Origin of the sequence: Opitutus sp., assembly GCA_024998815.1 — a bacterium.
GTDB lineage: Bacteria > Verrucomicrobiota > Verrucomicrobiia > Opitutales > Opitutaceae > Rariglobus.
This window is the reverse complement of record JACEUQ010000001.1, coordinates 1,714,558-1,731,597: the sequence shown is the minus strand read 5'-3', so window position 1 is coordinate 1,731,597 and position 17,040 is coordinate 1,714,558. Positions and strand designations below refer to the sequence as shown.

Sequence of the window (17,040 nt, the reverse complement as noted above, 5' to 3'; positions counted from 1 at the left end):
TCACTCCTCGGGCAGCGCGCGGGCGAGGGCCAGTTGGAAGGCTTTTTGCAGCGCCACCATCGCCAGCAGGCACAAAGCGCCCCAGCGCACTTCCGTGCGCATCAGGTAGTCGCCTTCCACCAAAAAAATGGCCAGCGCCAGGCCGAATACGTCGAGCATGCTCCAGCGTTGCAACAGGTGCGCCAACGCGTGGCTGCGTTCGGCCGACCGGCCCGCACGCCGTTGCAACCAGTGGCGCAGCGTGGCCAGCCAGCCCACCAGCGGCGCAACGATGAGAAAGGCGGCCACCACCACGGCGGAAACCGGCGAGTTTTTGGCCCACAGGGTCGGCACCACCGTGAGCACGCTGTAGGCGTGGTCGGTCAGTTTCCAGTCGTGGATCCGCAGGATTGGCAGGGTCAGCGTGCCGAGCAGCGCGACGCCTTGCAGCAGCAGGTAAACTCCGGCGTGGGCCGACGGCCGGTGCGGCTGCACCGGGACTTCGTGGCGGAGGGCGGCGGTGAGCAGTTCACCACACAGCATGCTCAGCAAAATCGCGCTTACGAACAGCGGGATGCCGATCAGGGGTTTTGCCCCGACGATGATTTGGCCCGAGGTCAGGGTGAGGATCAGGCAGACGAGAAACACGTCGAGCATCGACCATTTGCCCAATTTTTCGACCACCCCGAGCCAGCGGCGGCGGCGCGCGTCGAGTATCCGCCCGCTGGCGACCCAGGTCAGCACGCCGAGTTTGGCGAAGGGGAAGAAAACTGAGAAGCCCACCACCAACACGGCCAGCACGTAGAGGCCCTGTGACCACATCATTTGCACGGAGCGGGTGAGCGAATACGGATCCGAAAACGGGCCGACGCGTAAATCCATGAACGGGGTGAGCAGGGAGCCGATGTTGCAGACGAGCGAGACCGCCAGCAGGGCGAAAATCAGACCACGGCGGGAGGGTGTAAGCGTAGGATCTGGGGTCATGGATGCAGCGGATGGTCGGTGGGATTAGACGGACTTTCGGATGAAACCAAGGCAGTTTGGCCGCAAAAGAACGCAAGGAGCACAAAGAACAATCCCCTGTTTCTCTATGCGACACCTGCGTTCTTTTGCGGCTAAATCGGTTGAGGTTTGGCCTTTGGAATTTGGCCGTTTTTGAATTCCCCCGTTGGGATATGGGATTTGTCGCCGCTCTCAGGCGGCCGACAGGCACCGCACCGCCATCTCGCGCAGCACTTCGTTTTGCTCGTTGGGGCGTTGCACGATCTCCTCGAACGCGCGGATGAACTCCTGCTGATTGTCGATCAAGCGGCGCAGGCTCGGCAGCTTGGCCGAGCCGGCGAGTTTACCCACGTACCAGGCGTTTTGGCTAAACAGGTTAAACGAGCTCTTCTCCGGCGCGCCCACGAAATGCTTGCCGTAGGTTGGTATCGCCTTGGGTAACCCGTCGAGCCCGCGCGGGCCCACGCGCACTTCGCCGGCGTCCACCAGGGCGCGCACTTGGATGAGGATGCGGTTGCGGTTTTGCAGCGCGCTGATGATCGGGCGGGCGTCGCCGCCGGTGAAAAAGTGGTGGTGCAGCGCGGTCATCGTCCACGGCAGGTTGCCGGCGAAAAACGCCTCGGCCGCCTCGAAGAAATCGCCCTCGGCGGTGTTGGCAGTGAGGTCGGCGACGTGTTTTTCCTCGATGACAACCGGCTTGCCGCTGGCCGTGGCAGCGTCGCTTTGGGCGTAGGTCGCCAGCTTGCGCGTCTCCTCGATGAGCAGGCGCGTGTTGGCGCCGACCTTGGCTAGGAGCAGTTGCGCAGCACCCTCACCGAAGGAGACGCCCAGCAGGCGCGCCTCAGCGAGGATGACCCCGGCGAGCGCATCGGCGCCGCCTTCGCCCTCGCCGCCCACCAGGGTGAAGTCACCGGTTTTTTCGCACCACTTGGGGAACGCGCGGCGGCGGTCGACCGGGGCGGCGGTTAACACCACGGCGACCTGCTCGGGGTCGATTTTGGCAAGGATTTCCTTGAGGTCCTCGACCAGCTTGAGGGTGCTCTCGGCGCGGCCGGTGACGGTGTCGGCCAAAAAGTTGACGTCCTTGAACCAGATGACCCGTTTGCCGCCGAACATGGAGACGGTTTGCACGCTCTCGCGGAAGCGGTTGATGGCGGTTTCCACCTCGCCGACGTTGTTGGCAAACCCGCTGAGGATTTCGCGGGCGAACTCGTCGGTGACGTCCGTGGTCAGCTCCTCGTAGCGCGATTTTCCCAAGCGATTGACGAGGTAGTCATCGGCACCGCAGACGAAGACAAACGGAGGGGTGGCGGCGGGCATGGGCGGGTTGGTGGACGTTAAAAGCGCGGAGTGTGGCGAGGGCCCCGAGGGCGAGGCAAGCGCGGAGGGGCGGTGAAAGGCCGAGATCCAAGTCTACATCCCGAAATCGCCGCGAGAACGAGTAGGATGAGTAGGCAGTCACACTGGAGTAGTAGGATCAAACCAAGGCAGTTTGGCCGCGAAAGAACGCAAGGAGCGCAAAGACTAGAACTGTATTTCTATGCGTTCTCTGCGTTCTTTCGCGGCTAAATGGCTCGAAGTGTTTTTTGGTTTTTCTTGGCTGGCAGATGGGACACTTTGAGTGTTACTGCCTACTAATTGGTGAACGAGAAAGCGGGCTCTTGCGCTTCGTCGTGATTGGAATCGACCTGCGCACGCCAAGCCCATTGCTAGCCCACAGTGAAAGTCGTCCTTGCCGAAAAACCCTCCGTCGCTCGCGACATCGCCAAACACCTCGGCGCGTCCAAGCGCGCCAATGGCTGGCTGGAGGGCAACGGCTGGGCTGTCACGTGGGCGTTCGGCCACCTCGTCGAATTGCAGGAGCCCGAGGACTACAACCCCGATTGGAAGCCGTGGCGGTTGTCCCAATTGCCCATCATTCCGGAAAAATTCCGCCTGCGTCCGCGTGGCGATGCGGGCGCAGTCCAACAACTCGATACAGTTAAAAAGCTCTTCATCGACGCCGAGGAAATCGTCTGCGCAACCGACGCCGGCCGTGAGGGTGAACTCATTTTTCGCTACATTCTGGAGTGGTCGGGCTGTGAGCAAAAGCCCGTCCGCCGCCTTTGGATTAGCTCGCTCACCAACGAGGCCATCGAGAAGGGTTTCGCCAAACTGCAGCCCGGCGCCGATTTCGACCGGCTCTACCACGCGGCGCGTTGCCGCAGCGAGGCCGACTGGATCGTGGGGCTCAACGCCACGCGCTTCTTCACCGTCGAATACGGCCGCCGCAACCTGCTCCTGAGCCTGGGCCGCGTGCAGACGCCCATTCTCGCGATGATCGTCGGGCGTGATTTGGAGGTGGAGCGCTTCGTCGCCGAGGTATTTTGGGAGGTTCATACCGTCTGCCGCGGGGCCGGTTTTAAACACACAACAGGGAAATTCGCCGTGCAGGCCGACGCCGAGGCCGTCGTCGCGCGCACCACCGGCCAAGATCTCGTCGTCACCAGCGTCGCCAAAAAGAACACCCTCGCGCACCCGCCCTCGCTCTACGATTTGACGACACTCCAGCGCGACATGAACAAGCGCCACGGTTTCACCGCCGACCAGACGCTCAAGCTCGCGCAAAGCCTCTACGAAAAAAAGCTCCTCACTTACCCGCGTACCGACAGCAGTTACCTGAGCACCGATATCCAGCCGACGATCGGCCCGTTGCTTGAAAAACTGCGCCCGCTTAAACCGACCGAGATTGGCAAGCTCGACCTCGGCGCGCTGCCATTTACCAAGCGCATCATCGACGACAAAAAGGTGTCCGATCACCACGCCATCATCCCCACGCCGGTGCTCGGCGCCGACCTGGAGGGCGATGAGGCGAAGCTCTACGACGCGGTCCTGACGCGACTCATCGCGGCGTTTTATCCGCCCTGCGTGCGTGCGGTGACGGTGGTCGACGCGGAGTCGGCCGGTGAGCCGTTTCGCGCCCGTGGCGTGGTGCTCATCGACGCGGGTTGGGCGGCGCTCTATGGCGGCGACCTCTCCGACGACAAAGAAAAGGACACCGAGCCGGCGCAAAAACTCCCCGATTTTCAAGAAGGTGAGCGCAACCCGCACGAGCCGAAAACCGCACAGTTAAAAACCTCCGCGCCCAAGCGTTTCAACGAGGCAAGCCTGCTCCAGTTAATGGAGACGGCGGGCAAAATCGTGACCGATGAAACCCTCAAGGAGGCGCTCAAGGAAAAGGGCGTCGGCACGCCCGCCACACGCGCCTCGATCATCGAGGTGCTGATCACGCGTCAGTACGTCGAGCGGCGCAAAAAGAACCTCGTCAGCACCGACTCGGGGCGCGCGCTCATTTCGCTCGTGAAAGATGAGCGGCTCAAGTCGCCGGAGCTGACCGGCGATTGGGAGCACCGCCTCAAGCGCATCGAGCGCGGCGACTACGAGCCGGGGGTGTTTATGCAGGAGGTCGCCGCGTACACCCGCGAAATTTTGCAGGGCAAGGCGGAGGCCACCATCGATCTGGCCAATCTGGGGCCGTGTCCGACGTGCCAGGCGCCGGTCATGCGCGGGCGCACCGGCTACGGCTGTTCGAAGTGGAAGGACGGCTGCAAGTTTGTCCTGCCGGGCGTGCTGTGGGGGTTAACGCTCTCGCCGGTGTTGGCGCGCGAAATCCTGATTCACAAACGTAGCCTGACGCCGCAACCCATCGAGGTGGACGGCGTGGCACTTTTTGCATTTCTGCGTTTCGACAAAAAGGGCCAGCCGGCTTACGACGTGGCAGAGGCGGCGAAAAAGGCGACCGAGGGCGACGAGTCGCTCGGTGCGTGCCCGGTGTGCGCGGGCGACGTGGTGGTGGGCAAAAAAGCCTATGGTTGCTCCAACTGGCGCAACGGTTGCCGCTTCGTGGTGTGGAAGGTGATCGCCCAAAAAGAGATCACCCCGGACATCGTGCAGCAGTTGCTCACGGCGCAGGTCACCGGACCGCTGACGGGGTTTACCTCGAAGGCCGGCAAGCCCTTTGAGGCCAAGCTCAAGGTGATCGCCGGCGAGGTGAAGTTCGATTTCGGAAAGTAGGGCAGGCTAAACCGGGGGACGCACGGGTTCGCGGGAGGGCCCACCTCCGTGTGGGCTGTTTCGGCACGGTCGAAAAAGTAGCGCAGACTTCCAGTCTGCTTCGGGCGCTTGCTGGAACTGATGCGGAGCAGACTGGAAGTCTGCGCTACTTTCCGATCACGGCCGACACAGAGGCCGTCCCTCCGCAATCGTTCTCATTCTCTTACTCTTACTCATTCTCTCTCTCTCTTAATTCCTGTTCCGAGGCAGATGCTGTCAGCGAGCCAGCTGGAGCAGCAGGTCGTCGGGGTGGGTGGCCTCGCGCTCGCTCTTCAGGTACTTTTGTTGGCGGTGGACGAGCACCACGATTTTAACCGGAGCACCGTCGGCGAGAATGAAGAATTCGTCGGTGTTCGTTTCAATGGCGGTGATGGCGGCGGCTTGCGTCATGTGCCAGCGGGTGCGGTCGGAGTTGATGCCGCCGATCGAGTCGATGCGTTCGAGGGGGTCGTGGCTGTAGGCCCGGGTGAGGGTAGTGACGGCGCGGCGGCGGTGTGGTTTGGCCATAAATAGATTGGTTTTCGCAGGGAAGTGCCCTCACGAGCTGGCGACTCTAATTTCGGGCTGCGGAATTAGCGATAGAGGATTCATCGCCTTGAGGCGCACCCGAGTTTTGGGCAAAGGCCATCCATCGGCACCGTTCCAAGGTAACAGCGCAGGGGCGGCGGAGGCGTAAACGGAAAAGGCCGCCGCGGTAAACCGCGGCGGCCTTTAATTGAAACCTATCCCGGTGCCTTACTTGACGAGGTGGCCGGAGACGAGCTTGGTCAGCTCGAACATGCTGACGGACTTCTTGCCGTTGAGCACGGGCTTGAGGGCCGCGTCGGCGTTGATCTGGGTGCGGACCTTCTTGTCCTGCAGATCGTTCTTCTTGATGTACTCCCAGAGCTTCTTGGTGAGCTCCGTGCGGGGGAGGGGTTTCGCACCGACGATCACCGCGAGGAGGGCGTCAGGTTGAACCGGTTTGAGGAAAGCAGCGTTGGGTTTGCGAGCGATTTTTTTTGCCATAGCGATGTCTGGAATTAGGCCGGGAAGGTTCGATGGCAATGACTATTTTTGGCTGCTAAAACGGCTATTTACCTAGGTGAAAAATATAACTTGCGGAATTTTATGGGGCCGTTTCAAGCGTCGCCGGCACGTACGAATTGGGCGTAAAGCGAGGCGTAGTGGCTTCCTCGCGACAGGAGTTCGTCGTGCGTACCGCGTTCAATGATACGCCCATGGTCGAGCACCAGCACGAGGTTTGCCTGCCTGATGGTGCTGAGCCGGTGCGCGACCACAAAGCTCGTGCGGCCCGTCAGCAGCGTGGCGAGCGCGTGCTGCAAGCGGGCCTCGGTGAGCGCATCGATGGCACTGGTCGCCTCGTCGAGGATAAGCAGGCGCGGGTCGGCCAAAAGCGCCCGTGCGAAGCACACCAGTTGGCGTTGGCCGGAGGAAATGCCGCTGCCGCGTTCGCCCACCACGGTCTGCAATCCCTGGGGCAGCGCGTCGAACGGGTCCGTGCAACCCAGCCGCGCAACCGCCGCCCGCACGTCGGCCTCGGTCGCCTCGGGGCGGCTGTAGCGGATGTTGTCGAGCACGCTGCCGGCGAAGAGGAAATTGTTCTGCGTCACCATGCCCAGCTGCCGGTGCAGCGAGTGTCCCGTGAGCGCGCGGATTTCTTGGCCGTCCACCCGCACCTCGCCCGTCGTCGGTAGGTAAAACTTGGCGACCAGGTTAATAATCGAGCTTTTGCCACTGCCGGTATGGCCGACCAGCGCGATCATTTGGCCGGGATCGGCGGTGAAGCTCACGTCGTGCAAAACCGGTTTGCTGGGGTCGTAGCCAAAGGAAACGCCGTTGAATTCCACGCGGGCCCCAGCGGTCGTTCCGGTGGCACGCGGGTCGGGCAGGTCGACGGCGTCGGGTACGTCCTGCCAGTCGGGCTGGGTGTCGAGCAGGTGGAACACGCGCTCCGCTCCCGCCATGGCAACAAGCCCTTGGTTGTAGAGATTACCCAGTACCTGGATTGGGGCGAAAAACTGGTTGGCGAACAGAAAGAAGGTGATGAGCACGCCCAGCTCCATGTGGCCCTCGAGCACCTGCCAGCCGCCCAGCATGAGCAGCGTGGCCACAAAGAACTGGCTGTTGAGCTCCAGCAGCGGCAGCAAAATGGCTGAGGAGCGGGCCGTGCCCATGCTGTAACGGGAGTGGTCGTCGAGCAGGCGCCGGAATAGCCCCGCGTTGGTCTCCTGCCGCACAAAGCCCTGTGTCACGCGGATGCCGTTGATCGACTCGGCGAGGGTGGCGGTGACGCGGCTGAAGCTTTCCTGCTGCGCACGGGTGTCGCGGCTCAGGCGCACGCGGAAATGGTTATTCAGCGCCCACAGCACCGGAGCCAGGCCGAGCACCACCAAAAAGAGCCGCCAGTCGGTGAACGCCATCACGGCGGCCGCGAAGAGCATCTGGCCGAGTTGCACGATGCCGACAAAAAACACCTGCTCGATACCGGCGCGGATGGAGCCGACGTCGCTCGTCACACGGCTCAGGATACGCCCGAGTTTGACCCGATGAAAAAAGCTCATCGGCATGCGGCTGACATGGTCGAAGAGGTCAACGCGCATGCGGCCCACCACCGCCTCGCCGATTTCCAGGGCGTAGCGTTGGCGGAAGTGGAAAAGCCCGTCGGTGAGCACGGCGAGCACCGCGTAGCCGGCGATCCAGCCAAACAGCGGTGAGCTCTCGCGGTTGCTGATGGGGCCGGCGATGGTCAGCGCGGTGACCCAGGAGAGCGCGGGGAGCTGGGTGGCTCGAATGAGCGTGAGCGCGATCAAGGCGTTGCGCTTGCGGGAGAAGGGTCGGGTGTAGCCGAGCAAGCGGCGCACGATGCCCCAGTCGAGCGGTTTCATCGGCGCTTCGTCGTCGCCCTCGTCGCGCTTGCCGCGTTGCACCAGTGTCAGCGGGCGGTGGCCGCCTGGGGTGGAGTTCATGGCAACACCTCCCGTTCGCGCAGCAACGTGTCGCGCTCGGTGCCGTCGACCAATTGAAGCTGGGCAACGCGCAGGTACGGGCCCGCCTGGCGCATGAGTTCGGCATGCGTGCCGCGTTGCACGATGCGCCCGTCTTCCAGAACGATGATGAAGTCGGCGCGCCGCAGTGTGCTCAGGCGGTGCGCCACAATGAAGGTGGTGCGGCCGGCCATGGCGGTTTCCAAAGCGGATAAGATTTCCTGCTCGGTCTCGCTGTCGATGGCGGCGGTGGGGTCGTCGAGCAGCAGGATAGCCGGTTCGAGCAGCACGGCGCGGGCGATGGCGAGGCGTTGGCGTTGCCCGCCGGAGAGGGTGTTGCCGCTTTCGCCGAGCACGGTGTCGTAACCCTGCGGTAGTTGGACGATGAATTCGTGGGCGGCGGCGATGCGCGCCGCATGCTCGATCTGCGCCTGCGATGCCTCGGGGTGGCCGAAGGCGATGTTCGCCGCCACCGTATTCGAAAAGAGGAAACTTTCCTGGAAAACGATGCCGATGTTGCGCCGCAGGTCGTCGAGGCGCAGCTGGCGCACATCCGTTCCGCCGATCAGCACGCGCCCGGACGTCGGGTCGTAAAAGCGGGGAATGAGGCTCATGAGCGTGCTCTTGCCCGCGCCGGTGGCGCCGAGGATGGCCACGCACTGCCCGGGGCTGACATCAAGGTCGATGTCCCGCAGCAACGGCTCGGCGGCGGAGTAGCCGAAGGAGACGTGCTCGAAGCGCACCGCGCCACCGGGCCGGGCGCAGGCGGGAGTCTGGGGCGCGTCGTGGACCTCGACGGGCGCATCGAGTATTTCGAAGACGCGCCGCGCGCCGACCAGGGATTGTTGCACGCTGTTGACGAGGGTGGCGACCTGGTTGACCTGCCCCGAAAACTGGTCGAGCAGGCCGGCGAACACCACCAGGCCGGTGCCCAGCGGCAGTTGGCCGTGGATGACCAGCCAGCCGCCATAGCCGAGCAGCACCCCCACGTTGACACGCGTGAGCAAGCCCACCGCCGGGGTGAACAGGCTCACGCGCCAGAAAATCCCCTGCTGCTGGTCGATGACGGCGCGGTTTTTTGCGGCGAAGGCGGCACGGTCTTCGGGCTCGCGGCCGAACGCCTTGGTGACCTGCACGCCCTGCACGCTCTCGGCGAGGTATTCGACCAGGGCCTCCTCGCTTTCACGGCTGCGTTGGTAAAGCGGTTGGATGTAGCGCGAGAAACCGACCGAGAGCACCGCCAACACCGGTGTGGTTGCCAGGCACGCCAGCGTGAGGCCGGGGTGAAGGCTCGCCATGTAAACGGCGTAGATCGTCAGCGACACGACCATGATGACGCTTTGGATCATCACTTGATCGAGAAACATGCGCACCGCCTGCACATCGCCGGTCACGCGGGTGATGATCGAGCCGGTGGTGTTGGCGTCGAAAAAACGAAAACTCAGGCGCTGGAGTTTATCGTAGACCTCGCCGCGCAGATCGATGACCAGACGCTGCTGCACCAGGCGGTTGATGGAGATCGTGTACAGGTAATTGAGCCCCGCGCGCAGCACGGCAAAACCGAGGATGCAGCTGGCGATTAACCACAGGACATGGAGCGGCTCCCAGGTCATCGGCAGTTGCAGGCCAAACTTGGCATGGGGGAATTCGGCGGTTTGCCCGGTGTGGTGCTCGGCGAGCACCCAGCCGAGGTAGTCGATGCCGAGTCCGGTCAGGCTGAGCCCGCTCAGACCGAGGGTGAGCAACGCGAGTTGCAGGGCCAGGACAACGAAGCAGCGGGAGCGGTAGCGCCAGGCGAGGGCGAACAGCCGCCGGACCAGCGCGCCGTTGGACACCGCGCCTGAGTTCGGCGTGCCTGGGGGCGGGTTCACGGATGCGCAGGCGTCACGGCCGGGGTTGCTACGCGCAACGCCCGCCGCCGCCGCACCTCGGCTGCGATCGATTCCAGTTTACGTTGGTCGGTCGGATTGGCGCCGTTGACGGCGGGCGTGGCGGGTGCTGCCAGCGGTGCGGCCGCGATCATCGGAATCAGCGAGGGTGCGGCGGTTTCGATTTTAGCGGAGGACAGCGCCAGTGAAAGTTTTTGGCCCTGGTAGTCGACCGTGACCACGGCGTTGGCGGCGTCGTAAGCCAGCACGTTGAAATCGGCGCCCTTTTCATTTTGCCGCACCCATGCGCCCTGATTTCGCGTGCGGTCGTAGAGACCGAAAAGGGTGCCAGCGCTGGTGGAGATCACGCCACGAAACTCGAGCGTGGATGCCTCGGAGTGGGTGGGCAGGGCTACGGCAGAGGAGCGCTGCAGAAAGGGAGAGTTGGTGGTGAGTCCGTCGAGCGAAATAGCCGCCGAAGCGCTGAGGGCGCCGAGCGAAAGCCCGAGGGTTAACCAAATCGACGAGGGGTGCGGCATAACGGTGGTTAACGCATAAAGCCGAGTGCGGTGGCGTCAAGCGGTGGAGCCAAAGAGTGGGGGGGGGGCTCTGGCGCGATGGCGGGTAGGGTGTGGCCACGGACCTTGAGCTCACGCTCAAGGCCACGGGGAGGATGGGGGCGGCGGCGAGGCTCTGCCGGGTTATGCGCCCACGCGCGATGGCGGGCTGGGCTGGCCTTGAGCGTGAGCTCAAGGTTTTCGCGCCTCCAGGCGTTCCCATCCCACCCTAGGCCACGGACCTTGAGCTCACGCTCAAGGCCACGGGGAACCGGCTGCACCAGTAGGACAAGTCCCCAGTAACAGCGGGACCATAAAGCTTGTGGCCCGAGGCGTGAGCCGAGGGACTACTCCGCGTGTCCCCCGACTCGCACGCCAAGCTCCCTCGTCTCCAGCCCGAGTGGTATCGCGGACGCGCGGCGGTGTTTTGGACTCACACCGTGCATCAGCGTCATACGGGTTGGCTGACGGATACTTTTCATCAGCAGTTCAGGGAAGTCCTGCTCCACACTTGCGCCCGCTATGCGCTGGCCTGCCCGGCCTATGTGGTGATGCCCGATCACTGGCACCTCGTCGGGCTGGGGCTGGCCGCGCACTCGGACCAACTCCGCGCCACCCACTTTTTGCGCGAACACCTCGGCCGCGCGCTCAAGCCCAGGGAATTGCAACCCCAGGCCCATGACCATGTGTTGCGCGAAGAAGCGCGAAAACGCGGTGCCTTCCAGACCGCCTGCCGCTATATTTTCGAAAACCCCGCACGCGCCGGCTTGGTCGATGCGGGTAAAAACTGGCCCTACAGTGGCGCGATCGTGGCGGGTTACCCGAAGCTCGACCCGCATGAGGGTGATTATTGGGAGCGCTTTTGGTCGATCTACACCCGAAAAGTCGACTCGCACTGAACGCGGCCACTGCGCGGCTCAGTGGTTGATTCCAGTGGCCTTGAGCGTGAGCTCAAGGGGGCGCAAAGGCGGGCGGCTTAAGACCTTGAGCTCACGCTCAAGGCCACGGGATCGGATGGGGGCGGCGGCGAGGTTCTGCCGGGCTATGCGCCTACGCGCGATGGCGGGCTGGGGTGGCCTTGAGCGTGAGCTCAAGGGGGCGCAAAGGTGGGCGGCTTAAGACCTTGAGCTCACGCTCAAGGCCACGGGATCGGATGGGGGCGGCGGCGAGGTTCTGCCGGGCTATGCGCCTACGCGCGATGGCGGGCTGGGGTGGCCTTGAGCGTGAGCTCAAGGGGGCGCAAAGGTGGGCGGCTTAAGACCTTGAGCTCACGCTCAAGGCCACGGGATCGGATGGGGGTGGCGGCGAGGCTCTGCCGGGCTTTGTGCCTACGCGCGATGGCGGGCTGGGGTGGCCTTGAGCGTGAGCTCAAGGGGGCGCAAAAACGGGCGGATTCAGACCTTGAGCTCACGCTCAAGGCCACGGGATCGGATGGGGGCGGCGGCGAGGCTCTGCCGGGCTATGCGCCCACGCGCGATGGCGGGCTGGGGTGGCCTTGAGCGTGAGCTCAAGGATGCGCATAGGCGGGCGGATTCAGACCTTGAGCTCACCCGCCCACTCAGGCTCCGCTGTTTTGGCGCTGCGCTAGCGCCTGGGTTGTTTTGGCGCTCAGTTCGAGGGTCTGCGTCGGGTAGGCGAAGGAGAGGCCGCGGGCTTGCACGGCGCGCATAAAGGCCAGGTTGATGCGCTGACGAAGCTTCATGTGCTTGGTGAAATCCGGGTCGCGCGCAATGTAGACGACCCACAGGTCGATCGACGACGCACTGTAGTCGCGGAAATAAACGTGAAACGTAGCCGGATCGATCTCGGCTTCTGCAAGCAGGATTTGGCGGAAGTCCTCGACGATGGCCTCCATTTGTTCGGGCGAGGTGTCGTAGGTGAGGCCGAGCACCTGTTCGACGCGTCGTTCGAGGAATCGGGCAAGGTTGGTGACCACTTCTGAAGCGACCATTTTGTTGGGCAGGACGATCAGGGATTTGTCCACGGCGCGCAGTTTGGTGGAGCGCAGGCCGATGTCTTCGACCGTGCCGGTAAACGCGCCGATTTTCACGGTCTCACCGAGTTTGAACGGCTGGTCGATGGCGACCACTACGGAGCCAAACAGGTTGGCAATGGTGTCCTGGGCAGCGAGGGCGAAGGCCAAGCCGCCGATGCCCAGACCGGCGAGAAAGGCCTTCACGTTGGCGCCCAGGCTTTGGGCGATCATCAGCGCACCCAGCACCACGAACAGCGTGACCAGCGCCTTTTTGATCCACGGCATAAAGGCGGCCACTCCGGCTTGGCGCTCTTGGGCGACTTCGGCCAAGTGGTCGAGGAACGCGTTGAGGGTTCGTAAAAGCGTCCAAAAGAAACACACCGAGAAGGCCACCGTCATGGCGACCTTGAGGACGTCGTCGCCTGCGGCAGGCAGTTTGAGGACCTTGATCGCGGCGAATAACCCGAGCAGGGCAATGAAGGTCGCAGCGGGCGTTTCCAGCGCGGGAAACAGCTTGTCGTCAAAGGTGGTGGAGGTGCGCGATGCCAGTTTTTTGAGGAACCCGAAAATCCAGTGGGTCACCACGCGGCGAAGTAGGTAGAAGGCGACCAGCAGGGTCGCCGCGATCGCGTAGTGCTGCCAAGTGTTACCGCTGCTGCGCACGTGGAAAAGGGCAAGAATGGCGTCCACCAATTGTTCGAGGTAGTCAGTGGCGGGCGTGGTGTGGGGCTTGTAGGCGAGTGCCGCTGCGGCCTGCGTCGCAAGCTCGGCGGAGGCTGCGGTGCTCGACTGGGCGGTGGTGTCGGCAGTGGCCGGGGCCTCGGTCTGGGACCAGACCGACGACAGGCTGAGGACGAGGAAAACAAAGGCGGCGCGCACGTGTTTCATGGGAAGCGCACACTGTTCCGGACCGCTTCGGCGCCTGTCAACTCCGCGTCCCGGCGCGTCGGCGCTGGTTGGCTCGTTTCGCCGCAGGCGATCGCCCGGTGCGCGCCAAAAAAACACGCCGCATGTTTTGCATCCCGCCGAATCCGACCGGGCCCCTTCGCTGAAGCACACCCTCTGCTGGAGCACACCCACCTTCCTTGAAACACCTGTTGCGGCCGATCAATCCGCGCGCATTTTCCGCGCGTCAGCTGAAAAAACGCCGCAACCCCTTGCGCAACTGCTCGCGCGCCCGGTGCAAGCGCGTCTCCACGGCCTTGGCGCTCGCCCCCACGATCGCGGCGATCTCCGCGTGGGACTTGTGTTCATATTCAAATAGCAGCACCGCCTCGCGCAACGACTCCGGCAGCTCGCCGATCGCCTCCCGCACGGCCCGCGCCCGCTCGGCCCCCAGCGTTCCCTCCCGCGGATCTCCCTCGCTCACCGCCTCGGGCGCATCCTCCAGCGCCACCATCGGCCGCCGCACCCTCCGCCGCGCGTGATCGCGCGCCAAGTTAAGCCCGATTTGGAACATCCACGTCGAAAACCGCTTTCCCTCCTGGTAGTTAGCCCGGTGCCGGTACACCCGCACAAACGTCTCCTGCGCCAGATCGAACGCATCCGCCTCGTTGTGCAAATACCGGTACAAAAACGCCCGCAACGGCACCTGCCAGCGCGTCATCAACACATCGAGTGCACGCTCCTCCCCCCGGCTCAACGCCCGGGCCAGTTCCTCGTCGTTTCGCTCAACGCCCGCTTCACTCATCGTCGTTTCAACTCGCACGGCGCGTCGTGTTTTTGCTCGCCCAATTTCGGTAACACCAAGCCGATAAAACGCTCCCCCTGAGCCGCCTCCATCACTGCGGCCACCCGCAGCAAATGCGCCCGCGTGGCATCCTGACACACCGCCTCGACCCGCCTCAACTCCGCCAACGCTGCTTCCTCCGCCGCCTTCGCCCCGCTGTCTCCCCCCGCCGCGTTTTTGGCCGCAATCCCTGCCGCCCTCCTCGACTCCTGGATTTTTGCGCAATGCGTCTGACACACCGGCACGTAGTCCTCGTGTAAAACCTTGATCGCTGCCACTTGCGCCTCCGAAAGCCGGAATTCCGCCTTTAACCAACTCAATTGCCCCTCCAGGGGCAGGCTTTTCGCGGCGCCCGCCCAACGCGTTATCATAAACGCCATGCCGGCCGCCATCCCCGCGCATAGGATAAAAATGAGCACCCGCTTCATGCTTTTACGGCGTCCCATGGGTGTGTTCGTGTTGTGCCGACATCTGGACCGGATCGATACTGCGCACATAAGCCGCCGCCATCCGGTCGGCCGACTGCGCCTCATTCAACGCGAGTGCCCAGCCCGTCCCCCCCGCTATGGACAGCAGCACGGCCACGCTCGCCGCCAAAGGCAAAGCCCAAGGAAACCGCACGATGGCAGCGAGAGGCCGCGCCTGGCCGCCGGCCTGAATCCGCGCCCAAACGCCCGCATTAAAATCGGCAGCTGGTGCTGGGTCATGGTGCCACGAAGCGAGCAACGAGTTGAGCGGATCAGGAGAGTTCATGCCAACTGATACGCTGTGCCACCGTTTGGCCCCTTGGCGAATCTTTAGCCCGCGAACTCCACCTTAGAATAGACGCTCAAGTTAAAGCATGCGGCCGTCTTAAATTAGGACTCGATGAACCACCCTTAAAGAACACTCACACCCGTAGCCTAGAGCGTGAGCTCAAGGTGTACCCCGTAGCCTAGAGCGTGAGCTCAAGGTGTACCCCGTGGCCTAGAGCGTGAGCTCAAGGTGTACCCCGTAGCCTAGAGCGTGAGCTCAAGGAGTTCCCCGTGGCCTAGAGCGTGAGCTCAAGGTGTACCCCGTGGCCCTGAGCGTGAGCTCAAGGTGTACCCCCGGTTTGGCAGGCCAGAGCCAAGGGCTGTGACCGCCAAAAAAACGCCTAAAATGAAAAATACCCCGGATCAGTTCACTTCGATTATCGACGCCCCTGGATTCATTCTAACCCAAATGCCCGTACTTCCGCTCAAATCCGAACGATAAATCCAGCCAACTCACGAACGGTCAGAATGTGTCGGACCCTGCAATTCACGCCCAAGCCGACACCACCCGCTCCCTCCGATTTTTCCGTGTATTCCGTGTGTTCCGTGGGCAATGATTCCGCCTTTCGTGTCATTTCGAGTGTTTCGTGGGCAACCCTCTGTGTTGACCCCTCCCCCTCACGCCCCGTCAAGCGGACTCTGCACCCCCATCCCAGGCCTCTGCATAACATGGGTGTAAATCTGGGTGGTTTCCAGACTCGCATGCCCCAGCAACTCCTGAACCGTACGAATATCCGTACCCGACTCCAACAGATGCGTTGCGAACGAATGCCTCAACGTATGAGCGCTCACCGATTTAGTAATCCCCGCCCGCAGCGCTGCGGCCTTCACCACCTTATGTAATGTATTATCATTTAAGTGATGCCTCCGAGTGCGCCCCGACCGCGGATCCACCGACAGTCCCTTTGCCGGGAAAACCCATTGCCACCGCCATTCCTGACCTGCGCTCGGGTATTTAATATCGAGCGCATCCGGCAGCCAAACGCCATCCAGCTTCGCCTCCTGATCCTGCTCCCACAACACCCGCAACCGCTCAAAATGTTGTTCCAGCCCCGCCCTCACGGCACCCGGCAGCATCACCACTCGATCCTTCCCGCCCTTACCGTCGCGCACCATAATAACACCCCGATCAAAATCCACCTCCTTCACCCTTAACCGGATGCATTCCATCAGCCGCAACCCAGCACCATATAACAAACGCAACATCAACCCGCTCGTCCCCTCGGTCAGCGCAAGAAACCGCTTCACCTCATCGCGCGAAAGCACCTCCGGCAATCGCCGCCCCCGCGTTGCCCGCACGGTTTCATCCATGTCCCCCAGCGGCCGATTCAAAACCCGCTTAAAGAAGAATAATAAAGCCGAAAACGCCTGGTTTTGTGTACTCGCCGCTACCAACCGCTGAATCGCCAAGTATTCCAAAAACCGTTGTACGTGGACCTCGCCAAAATCCTCCGCCTTGACGGGCCCCGTGAATAATAAAAAGCGCTTCGTTTGATCTATATAAGACTGCTCAGTGCGGATGGAGTAATGGTTAAGCCGCAACGCCCGTTTGGTTTGAGCAAGCCAATCCTCCATTTCCGGCGGCGGACCTGCAGGCGACACCGCGCCGACCGCAGAAATAACCCCCGCGTTCACCCCGCTGACCTTGACCCGATAACGCAAAACCCACTCCCGCTTAGCCAAATTTACTTCCGCCGCCTGAGCCCCCGAACCCGCCTGCGGCCTTAACAGAACGCCCTGTGCGGGACCCTCCTTTAAATGCACAAGCGTATCCTGTGAAGGTTTTAAGGAGGCAGTAGGTGCGTCCGCCCGGTTCGGGGAAGAAGAGGGCAGGGGAGGGCCATTCGGATTGGTTGAAAAACCCGGCATGCCGGCTGCTGTTGTCTGTTTGGAAGCCTTGACCCACTGCCAACGTTCGGTGCCGCGGGAAAAAAGCTGTAGAGCCATTTTGACCTGATCCACCTGCCAGTCGGTCGGATTTCCCTGCCGCACGAACGAAAGATAAGCCTCAACTGAAACCGGCAGATCTAAAAGCTCGCAATGAATGCGTGCATAGT

The 17,040-nt window shown here is 62.6% G+C and carries 14 protein-coding genes; 2 read left to right on the top strand and 12 right to left on the bottom strand.

Going from position 1 to position 17,040, the window contains the following annotated elements; genetic code table 11:
• Together H2170_07730 and H2170_07725 are read right to left on the bottom strand one after the other, a co-directional pair.
• Complete coding sequence (locus tag H2170_07730; GenBank protein MCS6299981.1) at positions 1–963, bottom strand: paraquat-inducible protein A; 963 nt, start codon at positions 961–963, stop codon at positions 1–3.
• 210 nt (positions 964–1,173) lie between these two features.
• On the bottom strand, positions 1,174–2,301 hold the full coding sequence (locus H2170_07725) for a DNA polymerase III subunit delta (GenBank protein MCS6299980.1): 1,128 nt from the start codon (positions 2,299–2,301) through the stop codon (positions 1,174–1,176).
• Between the two features lie 399 nt (positions 2,302–2,700).
• On the opposite strand from H2170_07725, the gene H2170_07720 reads away from it, so the two are divergent.
• The gene (locus H2170_07720) at positions 2,701–5,034 is read left to right on the top strand and encodes a DNA topoisomerase 3 (GenBank protein MCS6299979.1); all 2,334 of its coding nucleotides are present in this window, start codon (positions 2,701–2,703) and stop codon (positions 5,032–5,034) included.
• A 255-nt stretch (positions 5,035–5,289) separates the two neighbouring features.
• On the opposite strand, the gene H2170_07715 is transcribed toward H2170_07720, so the two are convergent.
• From H2170_07715 to H2170_07695, 5 genes are all read right to left on the bottom strand, one after another.
• Entirely contained in the window at positions 5,290–5,580 is a 291-nt protein-coding gene (locus tag H2170_07715; GenBank protein ID MCS6299978.1) for a DUF3892 domain-containing protein, read from the bottom strand.
• A 228-nt stretch (positions 5,581–5,808) separates the two neighbouring features.
• Positions 5,809–6,081 (bottom strand): hypothetical protein, encoded by a 273-nt coding sequence (locus H2170_07710; GenBank protein ID MCS6299977.1) that lies wholly within the window; start codon positions 6,079–6,081, stop codon positions 5,809–5,811.
• Positions 6,082–6,194: 113 nt separating this feature from the next.
• Positions 6,195–8,042: an ABC transporter ATP-binding protein gene (locus tag H2170_07705; GenBank protein MCS6299976.1), complete on the bottom strand. Its 1,848-nt coding sequence runs from the start codon at positions 8,040–8,042 to the stop codon at positions 6,195–6,197.
• Entirely contained in the window at positions 8,039–9,868 is a 1,830-nt protein-coding gene (locus tag H2170_07700) for an ABC transporter ATP-binding protein (GenBank protein ID MCS6299975.1), read from the bottom strand. The genes H2170_07705 and H2170_07700 overlap by 4 nt, the downstream gene beginning before the upstream one ends.
• 59 nt (positions 9,869–9,927) lie before the next feature.
• Positions 9,928–10,467 (bottom strand): hypothetical protein, encoded by a 540-nt coding sequence (locus H2170_07695; GenBank protein ID MCS6299974.1) that lies wholly within the window; start codon positions 10,465–10,467, stop codon positions 9,928–9,930.
• A 374-nt stretch (positions 10,468–10,841) separates the two neighbouring features.
• Between H2170_07695 and H2170_07690 the strand changes: the two genes are divergently transcribed.
• Positions 10,842–11,384 carry a hypothetical protein gene (locus tag H2170_07690; GenBank protein ID MCS6299973.1) on the top strand — a complete coding sequence of 181 codons (543 nt, stop codon included), beginning with the start codon at positions 10,842–10,844 and terminating at the stop codon, positions 11,382–11,384.
• 659 nt (positions 11,385–12,043) lie between these two features.
• Here the strand turns inward: H2170_07690 and H2170_07685 are convergent.
• The 5 genes from H2170_07685 to H2170_07665 all read right to left on the bottom strand — a co-directional run bounded on the left by H2170_07685 (position 12,044) and on the right by H2170_07665 (position 16,558).
• Complete coding sequence (locus H2170_07685) at positions 12,044–13,348, bottom strand: mechanosensitive ion channel family protein (protein MCS6299972.1); 1,305 nt, start codon at positions 13,346–13,348, stop codon at positions 12,044–12,046.
• Between the two features lie 244 nt (positions 13,349–13,592).
• A complete protein-coding gene (locus H2170_07680; protein MCS6299971.1) occupies positions 13,593–14,168 on the bottom strand; it encodes an RNA polymerase sigma factor in 576 nt (191 codons plus the stop codon).
• The gene (locus H2170_07675; protein ID MCS6299970.1) at positions 14,147–14,635 is read right to left on the bottom strand and encodes a hypothetical protein; all 489 of its coding nucleotides are present in this window, start codon (positions 14,633–14,635) and stop codon (positions 14,147–14,149) included. The genes H2170_07680 and H2170_07675 overlap by 22 nt, the downstream gene beginning before the upstream one ends.
• On the bottom strand, positions 14,622–14,942 hold the full coding sequence (locus H2170_07670) for a hypothetical protein (GenBank protein MCS6299969.1): 321 nt from the start codon (positions 14,940–14,942) through the stop codon (positions 14,622–14,624). The genes H2170_07675 and H2170_07670 overlap by 14 nt, the downstream gene beginning before the upstream one ends.
• Before the next feature lie 659 nt (positions 14,943–15,601).
• On the bottom strand, positions 15,602–16,558 hold the full coding sequence (locus H2170_07665; GenBank protein MCS6299968.1) for an integron integrase: 957 nt from the start codon (positions 16,556–16,558) through the stop codon (positions 15,602–15,604).
• Positions 16,559–17,040 lie beyond the last annotated feature (482 nt).